The sequence below is a fragment of the Pseudomonas gingeri genome, assembly GCF_013386165.1.
GTDB classification, from domain to species: Bacteria; Pseudomonadota; Gammaproteobacteria; order Pseudomonadales; family Pseudomonadaceae; genus Aquipseudomonas; species Aquipseudomonas gingeri_C.
Window position 1 is genome coordinate 1,182,900 of the sequence record NZ_JACAOS010000003.1, and the last position, 19,469, is coordinate 1,202,368.

Sequence of the window (19,469 nt, forward strand, 5' to 3'; positions counted from 1 at the left end):
GCCCCGCACTTCTCAGATCACGGAACCCCGCAGTGTCCACGCCCATTCTTCGTGACAGCACCACCTCGCTCTATGAACAGATCGCTCACCAGTTGCTGGAAGAGATTCAGCGCGGCGCCTACGAGCCCAGCGGCAAGCTGCCGTCCGAGGCCGAGCTGGGCCAACGCTTTGCGGTGAGCCGCGTGACCATTCGCCTGGCCGTGGGCAAGCTCAGCGACGATGGGGTGGTGGAACGCAAGCAAGGCAAAGGCACCTTCGTCGCGGCCAAGCAGGTCCGCCATGGCCTCGATGCCCTGCGCAGTTTTCATGAGGCGCTGCGGTTGCAAGGTCTCGAGCCAAGCATGCGGGTCCTCGATCATCAACTGCAGCCGGTTCCAGAAGCATTGGGCGCTCTGTTTGCCGAGGCCGAGCAGTGTCTGCTCCTGGAGCGCCTGCACGTTGTCGACGACGAACCCATTGCCCTGGGCCGTAGCCATCTGCCGGCCGAACTGGCCAGTGTGGTCTGGACGGCCGTCGAGAATCGCCCCATCTACTCGATCCTGGAGTCGATCACCGGCTCCGCGGTCACCCGCGCCGACATGGCGATTCGCGCCCAGGAAGCCGACAAGCACTTGGCCAATAGCCTGAATGTCAAACGTGGCGCGGCGCTGCTGGTGATGGAGCGCACCTCGTATTTTGCCGATGGCCGCTGCTGTGACCGGACCACCTTCTTTATCCGCCCGGAGCGCTATGCGTTTGTCCTCAGCGGTGTCTTCACGTCGAGCCCCAATTCTTGAAATCACGCGGCTTCCGGGCCCGTTGCAGGCCACCACTCCAGGGAAACTTAGCCAAGACTGAGGGCCACGGATTGCCCTCTTAACGGGCCCTTAATAATCAAAAAAAACTGACCGCTCGGCCCAGTGAACGAGGGAGCAAAGCGTCAAAAATAAGTGATTTAATGGCCCTTGTGTCAAAATATGTTTTCTATTTGACACATATTGAAATGGTTTTCGGGCGGTGCTATAAGTCAGGACATACCCCATTTGGATCCATATAGCAGAGCACATCCAGCCAACCGGAGCCCGCTTGTCATGCCTAAACTCCGCACAATCAAACATACGTTTGACTTGGTTAGAGAAGTTGAAAATAACATTCCTGGGGCCAGCACAAAAACCTATGTCGACGTCTTGACCTGGGTATTCTACAAACTGGAAATAACACGATTTGCCTACGTCTACGCCGACTCGCACTTAATTGATAATGGTGATATCTCCATCCACAGCAGCTACCCGACCGAGTGGGTTGAGAGCTATCGTCGGCAGGCGCTCTACAAGTCCGATCCCGTGATGGCCAATGCCGCCATCACTTCGCGTCCGTTTTTCTGGACGGCGCTAAATGATCGTTCTCACGCGCCCAACAAAGTATTTGAACAATCGGCCAGTTACGGCATTGATCAAGGCTTCAGCATCCCCATTCATGACCCGGGCAGCGCTTTCGGCTCCCTGCACTTGCCGTGCGTCGAAGGCGATCCTGATTTTGACCGCATCATCCAGTCAAATATGTTCCTGATCAAGGCCATCGGCACCATCGCCCATCAATATCGCCCGATTGAGGTCAGCCAGGAAGAATTATTGTCGCTGAGCCCAAGGGAAATTGAATTCCTCCACTGGCTGGCCCTCGGGAAGAATTATCAGGAAATCGGCCTGATCATGAATATCACGGAAAGAACGGTGAAATTCTACGCCAAGAAAATCACCGAAAAAATGGGTTGCACCAATGTCAAGCAGGCCATGGTCAAGGCCATTCGCCACAATATCTTTTAACCTTTACCCTCGAGTCAACCTCACTCATCCCCTCACAGGCTTGTCACTTGTGAGGCTGACTCACGTGCGCCACTCAGGCAAATATTACTTTCGAGGCCAAGTTATACAACGCCATACTGGCAAACAGCCCAATGACCAATGAAACAAATCTATTGACCCGATTACCGGATATTATCGATGGAAGATTTCGTCCAAAGACAGCACCCAAGCCGACCCAAACAATACTCACAGGAAGAATCACCAGGGAAAAAATGGCCATGAAGGAAAGATAACTATCCAGGTGCGTAAAGGTTCCGGCAGGTGCAACGAATGAGGCGAAAAACAACCCTTTCGGATTGTTCAGAGTCGCCAGGAACAACGCCGAAATTGAGATGGCTGAGGGCTTTCCAGTGGTATCCGCCTGCACCGAGAACCACAATTTCAGGGAAATATAGAACAGGAAAATCACCGCCAGGACCTTCGTCGCCACCACCACCCAGGCGTAATTGGCCATCAGCGCCTCAATGGAAAGACCCCAGGCGGTAATCTGGATCAGGTAAGCCGCCCATTCGGCAAGAATCAACTTCAGCGAATAACCGCTGAGGCCTCGACTGACCCCCGACTGCAGCAGCAGCGAGTTGGTCGGCCCTGGCACCAGCAATACCGTGAGCATTGCAACTGCAACATAATACATGACCAGCCCTCAAAAAATTCCAGGATAGAATTATTGTCCCATCGACTTATTTTCCAGATTGGAAAATCCGTTTTCTTATTAAGCGCGAGAACACCCTTGCTTTTGTTGCAGCCTGATGAAATACCGCTCAGCCTCTTCAATTTAAAAATCAAGCGTGATCGGTATCACATCTTTCGACATCGACATGCTTTAATTTTCGCATGCACCAACGTTATCGTACAACCTTCTTGATGCCGACAAAGAGCCACGTCCGAGAAAATCTCACATCGACAATTAAACAGTAGTTTGCCCTCGCCAGCCACCTGCACTTAAGTACAGTTGCCGGACTTATAAAGGATCATTATAAATAAGCACCTCCTCCCTGTCCGCGACGTACTTATGATTGGCTACTTCCCTCACTCGTACACTTTCTCCGACCACTCGTACACCTTCTCCGACGTGCATGTCGCCATCGCCAGTTATTCCGAACTCCCAACCCCTGCTTTAGAGCAAATACTCAGCATCCGCAAAGCCGCTTTTATTGATCGGCGGAAATGGGATATTGAAAGCTATGCGGGCAGCGAGTATGAATTTGATGAATATGACAATGACGATGCCCTCTATATCTATACCCACAAAGGCTCCCAGGTCACCGGCTGCGTCAGACTTCGCCCCTCCTATAAACCCACTCTGATTTGCGGCGCCCTGAGCTTCATGCTCACTGATGGGCTGTCCAGGCCCAATCCAATGGAGTGCTGGGAAGCCACCCGATTTGCTCTATTGAGCAGCGACACCTCGGGCAGTGATTTCACCAAAACCAAAGTTGACTTCCGCACCGCAGCCCTTTTTCTGGCCATGTTGCAGTTTGCCAGTACTCAAGAGGTCGATACTTACGAAGTTATTGTCGACGCCATGATGGAAAAAGTTCTAAAGCGCTCAGGCTGGTTGCTCAATCGACGAAATGTCGCCCACGGTAGCAAAGGCGAAAAAGTCATCTACGGGACACTCGATTGCACGACAAAAATCTACAACAACATGCTCAAGATAAACCACATGCAACACCTGACTGACGACTTGCTGCCCATCATGGCACTGCCGGCTACCGACTACAGCGTGACCCATTCAATAGCCTCGACTCACCCGATGACCCAAATCAACTGATACGTACCAAAAACCTTATGGAACCGTGGGCGGCGCCAGCCGTAGTGCCCAGAATAAAAAATGGAGAGCGGATGAACTTGCAAAGACTTTTCCCATCTGTCGGCAAAGTAATCGCCAACACCGGCAACCGTAATTTTCCGCGCGTGCTGCATGACTTGATCGTTGCACAATTGCCCGTTGACGCCACACACATCACCGAGCTGCGGCTCGATGCCACAAATGCCGCACAGTCGATCACCTCGAGTATCGGCGGCGTGGGTATCAGCCCGATCTGTACCGACACCCTCATGAACGCCTCTTCCGTCAAGCAGCCTGCCCTGCCGAACGAAGATGGACTCTGGCCCGCACCACAAACCGAACTGGCGTGCTGCCAGCGAGCTTCTTCGTTGCACACCTCACCCAATCACCTGCACCTGATCTACAGAACGAAAAGCCGCTGCTACGCGCTGTCCGTTTACCGTTCCAACCCTTCCCAGGGATTTTCCCAACAGGAATGCGTTTTCCTCCAGGAGTTCTCCTGCCTGTTGCTCCCGATGATCGGCGAACATATCGAGGCGTTGATGCCAGCGCCGATTCGCCAGGAAGCCTTCTCCATCAGCCAGGAACTGGAAAACGGTGGCATGGACGCCTTGCGCCAACGTTTTATCGAACGCCTGGAAATGTCCGGACTGAACCTCTCCTCGCGGGAAACCGAAGTCTGCGTCGGCCTGCTGGCCGGGCGCACGGCACCGGAACTGGCCGAGCAGCTGGCGCTGCGGGTCAATACCGTGGAAAGCTACCTCAAGCGTGCCTCCATCAAAATGGGTATCGGCGGTCGTCGCTCGCTGATCCGCTGGATGCACTCGGCGGACGCCAGGACAGGTCAGGAAAACACCGCCATCCTGCAAAATGCCCTCTGATACCTCCCTTGCCTGAATAACACCTCGATAGCGGCTTATCCCGCTATCGAGGTGTGCGCAATATCCTCTTGAAACCTTGGAGCCCGTCATCGACATAGGTGAAGATCACCGGCACTACCAACAGGCTCAGCACCGTTGAAGCCAGCAGGCCACCGATCACCACCACCGCCATCGGCTGGCGAAAGCTCGGCTCCCCACCCAATCCCAACGCCGTCGGCAACATGCCCGCGCCCATTGCAATGGTCGTCATCAGAATCGGCTGGGCACGCTTGTGACAGGCATCGATCAGCGCCTCATAGCGGCTCATGCCCTGGTCACGACGAGCCATGATCGCGTACTCCACCAGCAGAATCGAATTCTTGGTGACGATCCCCATCAGCATCAGCAAGCCGATGACCGAGGCCACGGAAAAGCTCATCCCGCCGATAAGAAGCGCCAACAAGGCCCCGCCCAGCGACAGGGGCAAGGCTGAAAGAATGGTCAGCGGTTGCATGAAGTCATGGAACAGCAACACCAGCACCGAATAGATACAGAACACGCCAACCGCCATGGCCAGGCTGAAATTGCCAAACAGCTCGCTCATCAACTGCAACTCGCCCTGCTCCACCAGCTTCACTTGCGGCGGCAGATGCTGCATCACCGGCAGTTGCCTGGCTTCGTCCATCACCTCGCCGAGGTTGCGGCCATTGAGCTCGATGGACAAGGTGATATTGCGCAGGCGATCCAGCCGATCGATCTGCGCCGGTCCACTGCCCATGCTGATCTCTCCCAGGGAAGCCAGCGCGACCTGACCATCACGTCCCTTGACCCGTAACTGGGCAATGCTGTCCAGATCGGTGCGTACTTGCGGTTGCATGCGTACCCGCACATCCACCTGGCGCTGGGACAGATTGATCTTGCCCAGGGACGATGAAAAATCGCCGTAGGTGGCCATGCGCAAGGTGTCGGCAATGTCCTGGCTGCTGATACCTTGCTCGGCGGCCAAGGCAAAATTCGGACGCATCTGGATCTCCGGCCGCTGCGCCGAGGTGCTCGAGGTCACGTTGCCAATCCCCTTGAGCTGCCGCAGTTGCGGTTCGAGGGCCGTGGCGGTGCGCTCGAGCAGATCACCGTCGTCGCTGGCAAGGACGATTTCCAGGCGCTCACCGCTGCGGTCGCCACCGACATTGACCCGCACCCCGGGCAAGCCGCGCAGCGCTTCACGCATTTTCTCCTCGACCGCGGACTGCTTGAGCGTGCGCTCGTCACGGGGCAGCAGGTCGACGGTCAGAACGGCCTTGCGATTGCCACCACCGGAGACATCACCACTGCCCACCGCGACGAACACATGGGCCACTTCAGCAATGGCGCGCAGGCGGGTATCGGCTTGCAAGGCGATCGCGCCGGTCTGCGCCAGGCTGCTGCCAGGCGCCAGCTCCAGGGTGATGGTACTGAGCGCATTGTCCTGGGCCGGAAGAAAACTGGTGGGCAGCAGCGGAATCAGCGCCAGGGAACCAAGAAACAACACACCGACCAGGGCCATAGTGGTCTTGCGCCGGGTCAGGCTGGTGTGAATCCAGCGCAGATAACGGGTCATCAAACGGCTGTCGTGCTCGACATGGGGCCGAGCCTTGAGCACATAAGCCGCCATCATCGGCGTCAGCAAGCGCGCCACCAGCAGGGAAAATATCAGTGCCGCACTGGCAGTCACGCCGAATTGCCGGAACAGCTTTCCAGTAATGCCGCCCATGAAGGCCGTGGGCAAAAACACCGCCACCAGGGTCACGGTGGTCGCCAGCACGGCCAGGCCAATTTCGTCGGACGCCTCGATCGCCGCCTGGCGCGGGGTTTTGCCCATGCGCAGGTGTCGTGCGATGTTCTCCACCTCGACGATGGCATCGTCCACCAGGATGCCGATCACCAGGGCCAGTGCCAGCAGGGAAATGCTGTTGAGGGTGAACCCGGCAAAATACATCACTCCGAAGGTGGGGATGATCGACAGCGGCAGTGCCGTCGCAACAACGATGGTTGCCCGCCAGTCGCGCAGGAACCACCAGACCACCAACACTGCAAGCAACATGCCCTCGTACAGCAACTCCATGGAACCGCGATAATTGTCCAACACCGGCGCGACGGTATTACTCGCCTCGATGACATGGATATCGGCGTGTTGCGGGGCAAACTGCGCCATCGCCCGGCGTACATCCGTCGTCACTCCGACATCGGAAAAGCCCAGGGAACGGATTACCTGGAAACCGATAACCGGCTTGCCGTCGCGATAAGCCCGGGTACTGCGCTCGGCATGGGTATCACGTACCGTGGCCAATTGCTGCAATGCCAACATGCGCCCATCACTGACAGGGATCTGGATGGCCCCGAGTGCCGCCGGATCGTCGATCGCACCAAGGATGCGCAGCGCCTGCTGCCCGCTGCCCAAGTCGCCCTGGCCACCGGAGTTGTCTTTCTGCATCGCCCGCAGGCGACCGGCCACGTCCGTCACACTCAGGCCCAGACCGGCCATCATGGCCGGGTCGAGGTCGACCTGGATTTCCCGGTCCACGCCACCGACCCGGACGATCTTGGCGACACCGCGAACCGCCAGCAGTTGCTTGCTCAGCTCATTGTCGACGAACCAGGACAAGGCCTCTTCGTCCATCCGTGGCGCATCGACGACATAGGTCAACAGCGCCGACGTATTGGTGGTCAAACGCGACACCGACGGCGTATCGAGGCTCGCCGGTAATTCCGCCCTGGCGCTGTCCACCGCATTGCGCACTTCGTTGAGGGCCTCGTTGCCGTCCTTGTCGATGGCAAAGCTCACATTGATGCTCACGCTACCGTCGGCAATCAGTGTGGTGACATGTTGCAGCAAGCGTAGCGAAGTCAGTTTGTCTTCGAGCTTGCGCGCCACTTCGGTTTCCAACTGCTCGGGTGCCGCGCCCTCCAGGGAGGCGCTGATGACCACGGTAGGCAGGTCGGTGTCCGGAAAGTCCTGGATACCGAGGCGATTCAGGCCAAACACGCCGAACAGGGCCAGCAGCACGAACAGCATGACCGCCGGAACCGGATAACGAATCGACAAGGCGGAAATATTCATCGGGCACCCGCCTCGGCGTGAACCAGGGTCACACTCGCCCCGTCACTGAGGAAGGCCCCGCCGCTACGGACGATCTGTGCCTGCTCCGCCAAGCCGGCGACAATCTCGACCGCCGCCCCGCTTCGCCGCCCGACTTCCACGCCCTGTTGGCTGACGTGCATGTCCTGACCCAGCACAAAGACGTAGGAGCGGCCATCGCGCAACACCACCGCGGTGTCCGGAACGGTCAGCGCCAGGCTCGGCGCCAGTTCGATACGGCCACTGGCGTACATGCCCGCACGCAGTCCGGAGTCGACCGGCAAGGACACATAGACCAGCCCGCGACTGGTCTTGCTGTCGAGTACCGGCGAAACCAGACGCACCCGCCCTTCGACCGGTGCACCACCCGGCAGCTCCAGACGCGCGATCTGACCGACCCGGACCCGCGACAATTGTCGTGCATCGAGTTCCGCCTGCCATTCGATACGGCCCTCGCGAATCATCCGGAACAGTTCGCTGCCGGCTGCCACCACATCGCCGAGCAAGGCCTTGCGCCCGGAGATAAGCCCGTCGTCCACGGCAACGATGCGGGTCTGCGTGAGCTTGATCCGGGTGCTGCGCAGGTCGGCGTTCGACGATGCCAGGTTGGCCTCGGCGGTCTGCACCTTGACCCGATATTCTTCCAGTTGCTGCTCCGACAAGGCTCCGCTCTGTCCCACGACTGCCGCCCGCCGGGCATTGGAGCGAGCTTCCTGCAACTGTGCCGCTGCCTGGGCGACCGCCGCCTTCTGCTTGTTTTCTTCGGCCTGTACGCTGTCATCGGCCAAGGTTGCCAGGACCTGGCCCTTCTTCACCCGGTCGCCGATATCGGCTTTCAGGCTGGCGATGCGCAAACTGCCGGTTTCGGCACTGATCACAGCCTCCTGCCAGGGCGCCAGCGCACCGCTGGCGACCAGCACTTGCGGCCACTCTTCGTGGCGTGGCTGAACCGTCTCGACACTCAGGCTGGTGGCCGCGACGGGCGCTGCGGCCGGTGCCGGCGCGGCGCGGCCGAAAAGCAGCCAGCCCGACAGTGCCAGCGCGGCAAGCCCCAGCAAGCCATGACCCAGGGTTGGTTTCATGCTCGGCCTCGCTTCGCTGCGTCGCTGGCCAGTCCGTCCTGACCGTCCTGCCAGCCACCGCCGAGGGCCTTGTACAGCGCGATCCAGTAACGCACCTGATTCTGTTGCAGGGTGATCAGCTCGATTTGCGCTGACAGTGCCGAACGCCGTGCCAGCTCACGGTCCAGCAAGCTGGCATTGCCGGCATGCCAATTGCGATCGACGGCCTGGAAATACGCCTCGTAGCCGTCGGTGGCGCGCTGCGCATCGGCCTCCGAACGCCGGGCGGCATCGAGGCGCACCAGTGATTGTTCGACTTCCATGACCGCTGTGCGCAGAGTCTGCCGGTAAGTGGCCAGCGCCGAGTCATAGCCGGCTCGGGCGGAGTCCACCGCGGCCTTGCGCTTGCCGCCATCGAACAACGGAACATTCAATTGCGGGCCAAGGCTCCAGCTCCGGCTGTATTGGCCTGTGGTGGTGCCGACCGCAAAAGAACCAACCAAACCCAAGCTGGGCAGGCGATCGGCCTGGGCGGCACCGATCTGGGCATTCGCGGCCGCCAGCTCGCGCTCGCTGGAAGCCAGGTCCGGGCGTTGGCGCACCAGGTTGGCGGGAATTTCCCGCACGTCCAGCAAGGCCGGCTCAGGCAACCGCGCCGGCGTATGGGCGAGCACTTCGCGCACCTGTTCTTCGCCGCTGCCGGTCAGGGCCACCAGGCTCTTGAGCAACACATCACACTCGCTTTGCTGATTGGTCAGGGTCGCGCTGCTGGCGGCGGCGCTGGCATCGGTCAGCGCGGCATCGGCGGCGGCGGTGAAACCGGCCTGGAACGACAGCCGGGTCAGGCGTGCTGTCTGGTCCTGGGATTGCGCCTGGTCGCGATAAGCGTTCACCAGCATCTGGCAGCCACGGTACTGCACAAAGTCATCACCGACCTCGGCAGCCAAGGACACCCGTGCCTCATGCCAGTCATCGACACGGGCCTCAAGCAGGTTGCGCGAGGCCTCGTCGGTGCGCCGCAGCTTGCCGAACAGATCCAGCTCCCAAGCCGCATCGAGGGTTACCCCGGAAGTGGTGCCGGTCTTGTTCAGCCCGGGCTGGCTGACACCCGCCCGGGCCTTGGTCAAGCCACCGTTGAGTTGCGGCCGGGTGTCAGCGATGTTGCCGTCCAGGGTCGCCCGGGCCTGGGCAATACGGGCCAAGGCCTGATCGAGGGATGGGCTGTCCGCCTCCGCCAGGTGCAGCAGGGTCGCCAACGCCGGGTCATTGAACTGTTGCCACCAATCGTTCAATCCCACCATCGAGGCGCCATGGGGCAACGGCGCATGCCACTGGCTGGCCACTGCCACCACCGGCAACTGGTAATCCGGACCCAGCGTGCAGCCGCCCAGCAGCGTCGCCAACAAGGTCGACAGCAGGAAATGGGCAGCAGGTTTGGCGATAGGCATAACGCTCTCGAAGACACCTGAACACAGGCGCCCTGGGAAATGGGAAAACAGGCAATGGCAAAGATGGCGACGGGACCTGCGGCGACGCTTTCTTCCCGCGCCACAAAGTCCTTTCCTGACATGCATTTAACCCCAGGAGCGGCGGCCCGTCTGGCGTGGAAAACGGGGACATCCCAGGCGCGATAAAGTGGCGATCGCCACAGGGCTCTTACAGAATCGGGCCCAGCTCGAAATGAGCAGCCAATGAATCCGTACCTGTGCCAATGAGTGATCGACTATGGAAGAGTTAAGCAGTCTCAAGAAATTGGAGTCGAACGCGCGCACCTACGCGGCGACGTTTCAGCGCCTGTTCGTCAGCGGCAAGGGCATGCGGGTCAAGGATGCCAACGGTCAGGAATACCTCGACTGCCTGTCGAATGCCGGCACCCTGGCGCTGGGCCACAACCCCGCCGTGGTGCGCGATGCGGTGATCGAATTCCTCAACAGCGATCACCTGCAACAAGCCCTGGACCTGGCCACCCCGGCCAAGCACGCGTTCGTCCAGGAACTGTTCGCGACGCTGCCGGCCGGCATGCGTGACAACAGCAAGATCCTCTTCTGCGGCCCCAGCGGTTCGGACGCCATCGAAGCGGCGATCAAACTGGCCCGCCATTACACCCAACGCTCCCCGTTGATGGCTTTCCACGGCGGCTACCATGGCATGACCGCCGGCGCGCTGTCGGCCATGGGCAACCTCAATCCCAAAGCCGGCCTGGTGGCCCAGGGCACCCACTTCCTGCCGTTCCCCTACCGTTTCCGCTGCCCGTTCGGCACCGACGGCGAACACACCGACCGTCTCTCCATCGACTACATCCGCACCGTGCTCTGTGACCCGGAGAGCGGTGTGTCGAAGCCGGCGGCGGTGGTGGTCGAAGTGGTCCAGGGCGAAGGCGGCTGCATTGCGGCCTCGGCCGAGTGGCTGCGGGCTCTGCGCGAAATCACCCGGGAACAGGGAATCCTGCTGATCATCGACGAAGTACAAACCGGACTGGGGCGTACCGGCAGCCTGTTCGCCATCGAACACTCCGGGATCACCCCGGATATCCTGGTGCTGTCCAAGGCGATCGGCGGTGGCTACCCGATGTCGGTGATCATTTATGCCGAGCACCTGGACACCTGGGGCCCGGGCATGCACGCCGGGACCTTCCGTGGCAACCAGGTGGCCATGGTCGCCGGGGCGGCGACCATGCGCTACATCAAGGAGCACGACCTGGTGGGCAATGCCGCGCGTCGCGGCGAGCAGTTGCAGAGCGGGCTGGAAGATATTGCCCGGCACTTCCCGTTTATCGGCGATGTGCGCGGTCGCGGCCTGATGCTCGGGGTGGAAATCGTCAAGCCGGGCAGCGCTTCGCGTCCAGGGCTGGGTGATGGTGCACGGGCACGGGCGATCAAGCTGGAGTGCTTCGACAACGGCATGATGATCGAGACCGGTGGACGCCATAGCGCGGTCCTGCGCTTCCTGCCGCCACTGAACATTACCGAGTCGGAAGTGGGCACTGTCCTCGATCGCTTCGAACAGGCCCTCAAGAGCAGCAGCGCAGCACGGGTTTCCAGCGTCAGCGCAGTCGGCTGAGGCAGGATACGACTTGCTGGCGATAGCGATGCAAGCCGCACCGTCGCTATCGTCAGCAAACCAGCGCCTACAGGTTCTTGTTTAACGCAACACCGCTTCGTTATCCAGGCCTAAAAAAAGGGCCCGTCGCCACCCAGGCGACGGGCCCTTTCTTGTCTTAGTCCCGCGCCAGTGCCTCGATCGGATCAAGCCGGGCGGCATTACGAGCCGGCACGAAGCCGAAGACGATACCGATCAGCGTCGAACAGATGAACGCAGTGACAATCGAGCCCACCGAGAACACCATCTTCCATTCCTTGACCAACAGCGAAAACACATAGCCGATGCCGAACGACAGGCTGATACCGATCACCCCGCCGATCAGGCAGACCATTACCGCCTCCACCAGGAACTGCTGGCGAATGTCTGACTGACGGGCCCCCACGGCCATGCGGATGCCAATCTCACGGGTACGTTCGGTCACCGACACCAGCATGATATTCATCACCCCGATGCCACCGACCGCCAACGAGATCACCGCAATCAACGACAACAGCAAGGCCAGCGACTGACTGGTCTTCTGCACCGTCTGCATCACGCTGTCGAGGTTGTAGGTGAAGAAGTCCTTGGTCCCGTGGCGCTTTTCCATCAGCTTGTTGATGTTGTCCTCGACCACCTTGCTTGGCTGGCCGTCCTTCATCCGCACGGTGATGCTGTCCAGGTAACGCTGGCCCAGCACCCGACCCGCCGCAGTTTCGTAAGGCATCCAGATATTCAGGTTCTTGCTGGTGTCGAAAATGTTCTTCTTGTCCTCGGTCACGCCGATCACCGTACACGGCAGATTATCCACCAGGATCACCTGACCCAGCGGGTCAACCGTCGGGCCGAACAGGCGGAGCCGGGTGTTGTAGTCGATCACCACCACCTGGGCCTGGCGCCTGGCGTCGTCCTTGCTGAACGATACCCCCGAGCCCATCTTGGTGCCGCGCACCTGGAAGTAACTCGGGCTGACCCCACTGACAGCGGCCGTGACATCGAGGTTGCGATAGCGCACCAGGAGGTTGCGCCCGATGTTCGGCGTGGCACTGTCGATGTAGTACTGGGTGCTCAAGGCCGCGACATCGGACAGTGCCAGGGTCTCGATGGACCCCGCCTTGTTGTCGCCAAAGTCGCTACCAGGGAAGATCTCGATGGTGTTGCTGCCAATGGCCTGGATGTCCTTGAGCACATAGCGCTTGGCCCCTTCGCCAATGGCCACGATCGACACCACCGAGGTGATACCGATAATGATCCCGAGCATGGTCAGCAAGGTGCGCATACGGTGCGAGATCAGCGCCACCCAGGCCATCACGAAGGCTTCCTGGAACAGCGCCAGACCGGCCATCAGCCGATTGCCCTGCTTGGGCTTGGACGGCAGGCGCTCGGTGGCTTTTTCATTGACCACCGGGCGATGGGTGTTGACCCGATCGGCGACGATCTCGCCGTCACTCATCTCGATGACCCGCTCGGCATGGGCCGCGACCTTTTCATCGTGGGTCACCAGGATCACCGTGTGCCCGGCACTGTTGAGCTCCAGCAGGATCTTCATCACCTCCTTGCCACTGACGCTGTCCAGGGCCCCGGTGGGTTCGTCGGCGAGAATGATCTCACCGCCGTTCATCAACGCCCGGGCGATACTGACCCGCTGTTGCTGACCGCCCGACAACTGGTTTGGCCGATGCTCCAGGTGCCCCGCCAGGCCCAGACGCACCAGCAGGTCCTGGGCGCGGCTGTAGCGCTTGGTCTCGCCGGTGCCGGCATAGACCGCCGGCATTTCCACGTTGTGGGTCGCCCCCAGGTGCGGCAACAGGTGATAGCGCTGGAAAATGAAGCCGAAGTGATCGCGGCGCAACTCCGCCAGCTCATCGTCGCTCAGGGTGCTGGTTTCCCGCCCGTCGACCTTGTAGCTGCCACTGTTGGCGTGATCCAGGCAACCCAGCACGTTCATCAGGGTCGACTTACCGGAGCCCGAGGCGCCGGTAATCGCCACCAGCTCGCCGGCATTGATCGTCAGGTTGATGTCATTGAGCGCGATGAAATCCTTCTCACCGGCGACGAAACGACGGGTAATACCCTTGAGTTCCAGCAGGGGTCGGCTCATGGTCAGGCTCCCGCTACCACAGGTGTCGCCGACGGCTCGCCGATCACCACCTTGTCACCCTCGGCCAGGCCGCTCTTGATCTCGACCCGTACGTTGTTGTTGATACCGGTCTGCACGTTGCGGATCTGCGCCTGGCCCTTATCATCCACTACCCGTACCGGGAAGGTGCCGTCCTGATTCTTGTCGCCCAGCGCCGCGACCGGCACCGTCAGCACGGTCTTGGCCTGGTCACGGACAATATGCACCTGGGCGGTCATGGAAATGCGCAGGCGGTGATCCGGGTTCGGCACATCGAACAAGGCGTTGTAGAAGACCGCAGTGTTCTGCTTGCTGGCGCTGGTGGCCTGGGCATCCAGGAAGTTCTGCGGCGCCGGCTCGGTGCCGCGCAGCTTGGCGTAATAACGTTTGTCGGCGTCACCGAGAATGGTGAAATACACCTCCTGGCCCGGAACGATGTGAATCACGTCGGCCTCGGAGACCTGGGCCTTGATGGTCATGGTGTCCAGGTCAGCGAGCTTGAGGATCACCGGCGTCAGTTGGCTGGCGATCACGGTCTGGCCTTCCTGGGTCACGATACCCACGACATCACCGTTGATCGGCGCAACGATGCGGGTGTAGCCCAGGTTGATCCGGGCGGTCTCGACCTGGATCCGCGCGTCCCTGACCTGCGCTTCCAGCGACAGCAGGTTGGCGCCCTTGACCTCGAAGTTCGACTGCGCGGTCTCGAAGTCCTGCTTGGAGATCGCGTCGTCCTCACGCAGCAGCTTGTAGCGCTCGTAAGTGGCCTTGGCATCCTTGAGTTGCGAGGCGGCCGCCTGCTTCTGCGCGATGAGGTTTTCTTCATTGACCTGGGCCTGGCGCAAGGCATTCTGCAGCACCACCGGATCGATTTCCGCCAGCCACTGGCCCTGTTTGACCTTGTCGCCCAGATTGACCTTCAGCGACTTGAGCTGACCCGAGACCTGTGCACCGACATCGACCTGCTTGATACCTTCCAGTACCCCGCTGGCCAGCACGGAATTCTCGATATCGGTACGTTCGACCTTGGCGGTCAGATATTCCGGCGGTGTTGCCGGAGCCTGGACGCTATAGAAAATGACCGCCACCACAACCAGCAGCACGACCACGATGAGCACTTTGCGAAACTTCAACTTTTTCATAGAAAGCCACGAATGTGTTGAGGGTTGACCCGGCGACCCCGCCGCCGGGCTTGAAGAAACTGCCTTATTGATGGGTTTGCCACCATCTCGCCAGATGCTGCACATGTGGCGCCTTGAGAATGGTGAAATGGTTGCCTGGCCCGCGCCAGACGGTGAGATCCGGTGCACAGCGGCGCCAGCCGCTGACCATCGACTGTTGCTCGCGCTGGTTGCCCGCCGCGTCCAACACCGGATCGTCCGCCAGCACCAGACGAACCGGCCCGGTGTAGATCGATGAAGGTTGATAATCCGTACGTAAAGCCGTACCGAAGGCCCGCGCAGGTCCGCGCATCGAGTCTGCCGCCGAACGCTGCGGCAACAACCCGGCCCGAACCATCCCGGCATGCAACAAGCGCATCTGGCCGACATCGTCCTGCGCCTGAAAGGCGACGTGATCGATCTCCATCGACTTGCCCGCAGCCAGTTGCATGGTCTCGATCAGACGTTCCAGCACACCTATCGCCGTATAGGGTTTGCCGACCACGCCGTTGCCCCCCGGCGACTCGCTGTCGATCAATGTCAGCGAAGCCACTTCTCGCCCACGTGCCGTCAGGCGCTGGGCCATTTCAAAGACCACCCAGCCACCGAAAGAGTGCCCCAGCAGATGCACCGGCCCCTCGGGACACACACTGTCGATCGCCAACAAGTAGGCCTCGGCGGCGGTTTCGACCAGGCTGTACGGAACCGTATGTCCATCCAGCCCGCGCGGTTGCAAGCCATGGATCGGCCAGTGCGGACCAAACGCATCGGTCAGGCCGATAAACCCCGTCACACTGTCACCCGCCCCCGGCACGCAAAACACCGGTGTGTGATCGCCGCGCCCGCCCTGGATCGTGAGCAGCGGCTGGTGGGCACTGCGGGCCACCGGCGGACGGTCGGCCAGGTCGGCCAACGCCGTATTGATCGCCCGTCCCAAGCCCTCGATATGTGGCGCCTGCATCAGACTCAGGTGATCGCCCGAAACCTTGATGCTGCGCAACTGGCTCAGCGGCAGTACTGCGTCCCAACCCAGGTAACCGCTGTGTGGCAGCACGCCGCGCTCCATCTCGGTGGCAGTGAACAGATGCACCGGCACGCTGTTGGGATAGATCGTGTAATGGGCCTGGGCGTGACCGTGGGCGACCTCACGATCAAGGTAGCGCCAAAGATCGTCGCTCTCATACACCTTGAGTTCCGGTGGCAGCGCGCCCTGATCGCGGCAGTGTTGCAAGAGCCCTTCGAAATCGAAGGACTGCTGCGTTGCCCGCACGCCTTCCAGTATCGCCAGGACATCCGCGCACTCCCCTCGAGCCTTCCAGAACTGCTCGCAGTGCTCCAGCAGGTGCTGTTTATGCGCGCTTTGCAGATTCCAGCGAGCCGTGCCATGGTCCACCAAGCGCGGCATGTAAGTGTCGATCAGGCCGACAAACTCCACTTCCTCGTCCATGCCCACCAACTGGATAGCGATCTCGTAGGCCAACAGCCCACCGAACGACCAGCCGGCCAGACGATAAGGACCTTGCGGCTGTACTTTGCGCATGACCTTCAACAAACGGGTCGCCAGACATTCCATGGTCTGCAGTTGCGGCTCTCCGAGGGCTACGCCGGGCAGGCCATAGACCGGGATGTCGCTGTCGATATGCATGCCCAGCGTGGGGAAGTACAGGTCCAGGCCGGTGAACTCGTGGACCAGGAACAGAGGACGCTGGCTGCCGGTCGTGCGCACCGGCACCACCTGCTCATCCTTGGCCGTCTCGACCTCACCTGTACGACTCTCCAACAGAGCGGCCAACGCCGCCACACTGGCGTGCTGGAACACCTCGGCAAGCGACACCGACATCCCGGCCTGGACCAGTTGACTGACCAGCCGCACCGCCAGCAGTGAATGACCGCCGAGGCTGAAAAAGCTCTCATGACGTCCGACTTGCTCCAGTTCGAGCACCTCGGCCCAAAGCTGCGCCAGGCGAATTTCCAGATCCCCTTCCGGAGCCTCGAAGACCCGGGTCGCGAACTGATCCGCTGCGGGTGCAGGCAGCGCCCGGACGTCCACTTTGCCGTTGAGCGTCAGCGGCAAGCTATCCAGACGAATGAAGAGGCTCGGGACCATATATTCCGGCAAGCCGGCGCCCAGTTGTGCACGCAGGGCCCCAGGTTCCGGAGCTTCAGCACCGGCATGAACGGTGTAATAAGCCACCAGATACTTGTCGCCCGGACTGTCCTCCCGTGCCACTACCACGGAGTTACGCACACCGTCGCACTGATGCAGGTTGGTTTCTATTTCCCCGAGTTCCACACGGAAACCGCGGATCTTCACCTGCCCATCGTTACGCGCCAAGTATTCGAGATTACCGTCCGGCAACCAGCGCGCCAGGTCACCGGTGCGATAGAGTCGCGCACCGACCTGCTCGCTGAACGGATCGTCGCTGAATCGTTCGAGCGTCAGTTGCGGCCGGTTCAGGTAGCCGAGCGCCACTCCGGCTCCGCCGATGTAAATCTCGCCAACCACACCCACAGGTACCGGCTCGCGCCAAGCGTCAAGCACATAGATGCGCACGTTGGCGTTTGGCTTGCCGATTGGCAGGTTCAGGATGCCAGGCGGGACGTCGGATACCGCATAGGAACTGGCACAGGTCGTGGCCTCGGTAGGGCCATAGCCATTGATCAGTTGCACGTCGCCGGACAGCTCACGCAAGCGCCGGAACGAAACCGGATCCGCCCGCTCACCGCCACACATCACCACGCGCAACCGAGCGAGCGCCTCGGGAATCAGCCCGACATACAGGTTGAACAGAGCCGTGGCCATGAACAGCGCCGTCACCTCGCAACGTGTCAGCAGTTCAGCGAAGGCCGGCGGGTCGAGCAGCACCTGATGATCGACGATTACCGACTGCCCGCCGTTGAGCAAGGCTCCCCAGATCTCCTGGCTGCTGGCATCGAACGCCGGGTTGGACGCGAAGACGACACGATCATGCGAGCGGAAGTGATAGTAACCGTTGTCCTGGACCAAACGAATGATGCCGTTGTGGGTCACGATCACGCCCTTGGGCTGGCCGGTGGAACCGGAGGTGTAGATGATACAGGCCGGTGTATCTCCCGCCGTATCGCCTTCGAGTGCCACCGGTACCCCGTTCAGCGCCGGCGTCGACAGGTCCAGGGCGTCCAGGTCCAGCCGTGGCGTGTCCTCTGGGGCCGACAGATCGCTGTGGGTCAGCAACACCAACGCCTCGCTGTCCTCGAGCATGAAGCGCAAGCGCTCCTCGGGCGCCAGGCGGTCCAACGCCAGGTAAGCGGCCCCGCACTTGAGGGTTGCCAACAGGCTCGTCAGCAGGTCCACCGAGCGATCCAGCAAGATCGCCACCCGGGTCCCAGGCACCACGCCCCGCTCACGCAGATGGAGGGCCAGGGCATCGGCGCGCTGGTCGAGTTCGGCGTAGGTCAGCGCCCGCTCGCCCTGACGGGCCGCGATCGCTTGTGGCTGTTGCGCCGCGTGGGCCTCGAACAACCGATGCATCAACTGCCCCTGCGGATAGGCGCGGTCGGTGGCATTGAGATCAGTCAGCAGGTATTCACGCTCGGCGCTGCCAAGCAACGGCACCTGCTCCAGCACCTGCTGCTCATCGGCGACCATCGCTTCCAGCACGCGCTGGAAGTACCCCAGGTAACGCTGCATGGTGCTTTCGTCGAACAGCGCCGTGGCGTATTCCAGGGAACCGAACAGGCAGTCGCCCACTTCAACCATGTCCAACACCAGGTCAAACTTGGCCGCGTAACTAGTCACCGCCAGCCCTTGCAGGGCCATGTCACCGAGCGCCAGATCACCCTCTTCATTGTTCTGCCAGGACAGCATCGCCTGGAATACCGGGCTGTGGGACAGGCTGCGCTGCGGACGCACCACCTCCACCACCTGCTCGAACGGCAGGTCCTGGTTGGCCTGGGCCGCCAGGGTCTGGCGCTTGACTTGCTGCAGCAAGGCTTTGGCGCTCGGCGCGGCCGAGAGGTCAACGCGTACCGCCAGGGTGTTGACGAAGAACCCGATCAGGTCCTCCACCTCGGCATGCATGCGGTTGGCCACCGGTGTACCGATCACCACGTCGTCCTGACCGGACAGACGTCCCAGCAACGCGGCCCAAGCGGCCATGACCGTCATGAACAAGGTGCTGCCATGGCGTTGGCTCAGGGCCTTGAGGCCACGGGTCAGGTCAGCATCGAGCACCAGCGTCACCATATGCCCACTGTAGTCCTGCTGCGTCGGACGCGGCCGGTCAGTCGGCAAGGCCAGCAAGGCTGGCGCGCCAGCCAGCGTCTGCTGCCAGTACTGCCGTTGCTGCTGCAAGACATCACCGGTCAACCAGTTGCGCTGCCACAGCGCATAGTCCGCGTACTGCACCGGCAACGCCGGCAACGGATCTTCAGCGCCTTGGCGGAACGCCTCGTAGAGCGCGC

The 19,469-nt window shown here is 60.9% G+C and carries 12 protein-coding genes; 5 read left to right on the plus strand and 7 right to left on the minus strand.

All coding sequences use genetic code 11. The features are described from left to right. Positions 1–32: 32 nt before the first annotated feature. Both HX866_RS09785 and HX866_RS09790 read left to right on the plus strand, forming a co-directional pair. Positions 33–776: a GntR family transcriptional regulator gene (locus HX866_RS09785; RefSeq protein WP_177098119.1), complete on the plus strand. Its 744-nt coding sequence runs from the start codon at positions 33–35 to the stop codon at positions 774–776. Positions 777–1,070: 294 nt separating this feature from the next. Continuing rightward, positions 1,071–1,802, plus strand: coding sequence for a helix-turn-helix transcriptional regulator (locus HX866_RS09790; RefSeq protein ID WP_177098120.1), 732 nt, complete (start codon positions 1,071–1,073; stop codon positions 1,800–1,802). Between the two features lie 73 nt (positions 1,803–1,875). Here the strand turns inward: HX866_RS09790 and HX866_RS09795 are convergent, their stop codons facing one another. Further along, complete coding sequence (locus tag HX866_RS09795) at positions 1,876–2,481, minus strand: LysE family translocator (RefSeq protein ID WP_177098159.1); 606 nt, start codon at positions 2,479–2,481, stop codon at positions 1,876–1,878. Positions 2,482–2,853: 372 nt separating this feature from the next. Between HX866_RS09795 and HX866_RS09800 the strand changes: the two genes are divergently transcribed. Then, positions 2,854–3,615: an acyl-homoserine-lactone synthase gene (locus tag HX866_RS09800; protein WP_177098121.1), complete on the plus strand. Its 762-nt coding sequence runs from the start codon at positions 2,854–2,856 to the stop codon at positions 3,613–3,615. Positions 3,616–3,686: 71 nt separating this feature from the next. Beyond that, the gene (locus HX866_RS09805) at positions 3,687–4,514 is read left to right on the plus strand and encodes a helix-turn-helix transcriptional regulator (RefSeq protein ID WP_177139226.1); all 828 of its coding nucleotides are present in this window, start codon (positions 3,687–3,689) and stop codon (positions 4,512–4,514) included. Positions 4,515–4,557: 43 nt separating this feature from the next. On the opposite strand, the gene HX866_RS09810 is transcribed toward HX866_RS09805, so the two are convergent. The 3 genes from HX866_RS09810 to HX866_RS09820 are packed head-to-tail and all read right to left on the minus strand — an operon-like array spanning position 4,558 to position 10,117. Further along, positions 4,558–7,590 carry an efflux RND transporter permease subunit gene (locus tag HX866_RS09810; RefSeq protein WP_177139228.1) on the minus strand — a complete coding sequence of 1,011 codons (3,033 nt, stop codon included), beginning with the start codon at positions 7,588–7,590 and terminating at the stop codon, positions 4,558–4,560. Beyond that, positions 7,587–8,690, minus strand: coding sequence for an efflux RND transporter periplasmic adaptor subunit (locus tag HX866_RS09815; protein ID WP_177139231.1), 1,104 nt, complete (start codon positions 8,688–8,690; stop codon positions 7,587–7,589). Before HX866_RS09815 ends, HX866_RS09810 begins: the two co-directional genes overlap by 4 nt. Continuing rightward, positions 8,687–10,117, minus strand: a complete 1,431-nt coding sequence (locus tag HX866_RS09820) for an efflux transporter outer membrane subunit (protein ID WP_177098125.1) — start codon at positions 10,115–10,117, stop codon at positions 8,687–8,689. The genes HX866_RS09815 and HX866_RS09820 overlap by 4 nt, the downstream gene beginning before the upstream one ends. Positions 10,118–10,394: 277 nt before the next feature. Here HX866_RS09820 and HX866_RS09825 point away from each other — a divergent pair, with 277 nt between their 5' ends. Continuing rightward, positions 10,395–11,729, plus strand: a complete 1,335-nt coding sequence (locus HX866_RS09825) for a diaminobutyrate--2-oxoglutarate transaminase family protein (RefSeq protein WP_177098126.1) — start codon at positions 10,395–10,397, stop codon at positions 11,727–11,729. A gap of 157 nt (positions 11,730–11,886) precedes the next feature. On the opposite strand, the gene HX866_RS09830 is transcribed toward HX866_RS09825, so the two are convergent. The 3 genes from HX866_RS09830 to HX866_RS09840 form a co-directional block, all read right to left on the minus strand. Next, positions 11,887–13,848 carry a MacB family efflux pump subunit gene (locus HX866_RS09830; RefSeq protein WP_177098127.1) on the minus strand — a complete coding sequence of 654 codons (1,962 nt, stop codon included), beginning with the start codon at positions 13,846–13,848 and terminating at the stop codon, positions 11,887–11,889. A gap of 2 nt (positions 13,849–13,850) precedes the next feature. After that, positions 13,851–15,008, minus strand: a complete 1,158-nt coding sequence (gene macA, locus HX866_RS09835) for a macrolide transporter subunit MacA (protein WP_177098128.1) — start codon at positions 15,006–15,008, stop codon at positions 13,851–13,853. A 64-nt stretch (positions 15,009–15,072) separates the two neighbouring features. Then, positions 15,073–19,469: non-ribosomal peptide synthetase (locus tag HX866_RS09840; protein ID WP_177139233.1), on the minus strand; the 4,397-nt coding region annotated here is incomplete at its 5' end.

Excerpts from the sequence above, each read along its gene's own strand:
- HX866_RS09815 (WP_177139231.1), bottom strand. The coding sequence starts at position 8,690 with ATGAAACCAACCCTGGGTCATGGCTTGCTGGGGCTTGCCGCGCTGGCA.
- HX866_RS09790 (WP_177098120.1), top strand. The coding sequence starts at position 1,071 with ATGCCTAAACTCCGCACAATCAAACATACGTTTGACTTGGTTAGAGAA.
- HX866_RS09805 (WP_177139226.1), top strand. The coding sequence starts at position 3,687 with ATGAACTTGCAAAGACTTTTCCCATCTGTCGGCAAAGTAATCGCCAAC.
- HX866_RS09800 (WP_177098121.1), top strand. The coding sequence starts at position 2,854 with ATGATTGGCTACTTCCCTCACTCGTACACTTTCTCCGACCACTCGTAC.
- HX866_RS09830 (WP_177098127.1), bottom strand. The coding sequence starts at position 13,848 with ATGAGCCGACCCCTGCTGGAACTCAAGGGTATTACCCGTCGTTTCGTC.
- HX866_RS09810 (WP_177139228.1), bottom strand. The coding sequence starts at position 7,590 with ATGAATATTTCCGCCTTGTCGATTCGTTATCCGGTTCCGGCGGTCATG.
- HX866_RS09820 (WP_177098125.1), bottom strand. The coding sequence starts at position 10,117 with ATGCCTATCGCCAAACCTGCTGCCCATTTCCTGCTGTCGACCTTGTTG.
- macA (WP_177098128.1), bottom strand. The coding sequence starts at position 15,008 with ATGAAAAAGTTGAAGTTTCGCAAAGTGCTCATCGTGGTCGTGCTGCTG.
- HX866_RS09825 (WP_177098126.1), top strand. The coding sequence starts at position 10,395 with ATGGAAGAGTTAAGCAGTCTCAAGAAATTGGAGTCGAACGCGCGCACC.